This is a genomic window from Pseudoalteromonas sp. TAE56, from assembly GCF_000497955.1.
Classification (GTDB): domain Bacteria; phylum Pseudomonadota; class Gammaproteobacteria; order Enterobacterales; family Alteromonadaceae; genus Pseudoalteromonas.
In genome coordinates this window covers 1-655 of sequence record NZ_AUTN01000111.1, presented here as the reverse complement: position 1 = coordinate 655, position 655 = coordinate 1, and the positions used below count along the sequence as shown (strand labels likewise).

1 rRNA gene is annotated in these 655 nt (G+C 47.9%); it reads right to left on the bottom strand.

What is annotated here, in order from left to right:
• Window positions 1-448: ribosomal RNA gene (locus L656_RS0113495) — 16S ribosomal RNA — on the bottom strand; the annotation flags it as partial.
• Window positions 449-655 lie beyond the last annotated feature (207 nt).

Sequence of the window (655 nt, the reverse complement as noted above, 5' to 3'; positions counted from 1 at the left end):
CTTTCCTCCTGACTGAAAGTGCTTTACAACCCGAAGGCCTTCTTCACACACGCGGCATGGCTGCATCAGGCTTGCGCCCATTGTGCAATATTCCCCACTGCTGCCTCCCGTAGGAGTCTGGGCCGTGTCTCAGTCCCAGTGTGGCTGATCATCCTCTCAAACCAGCTAGGGATCGTCGCCTTGGTGAGCCATTACCTCACCAACTAGCTAATCCCACTTGGGCCAATCTAAAGGCGAGAGCCGAAGCCCCCTTTGGTCCGTAGACATTATGCGGTATTAGCAGTCGTTTCCAACTGTTGTCCCCCACCTCAAGGCATGTTCCCAAGCATTACTCACCCGTCCGCCGCTCGTCAGCAAAGTAGCAAGCTACTTTCTGTTACCGCTCGACTTGCATGTGTTAGGCCTGCCGCCAGCGTTCAATCTGAGCCATGATCAAACTCTTCAATTAAAAAGTTTTATGTCTTTCGACAGCTCAATGAATTCTGAATTTATTTTAATATCTTTCGATATTGAATTGACTGTGCCGAATAATTATCTAAATAACTATTCTGTTGGTCACTCAGTTTTCAATTGAGACTCTAATTTGTTTGCCTCGCTACCTAAGTAGCTCGGCTGTTAGAACTCAATCTGTACGAGTGCCCACACAGATGATTGC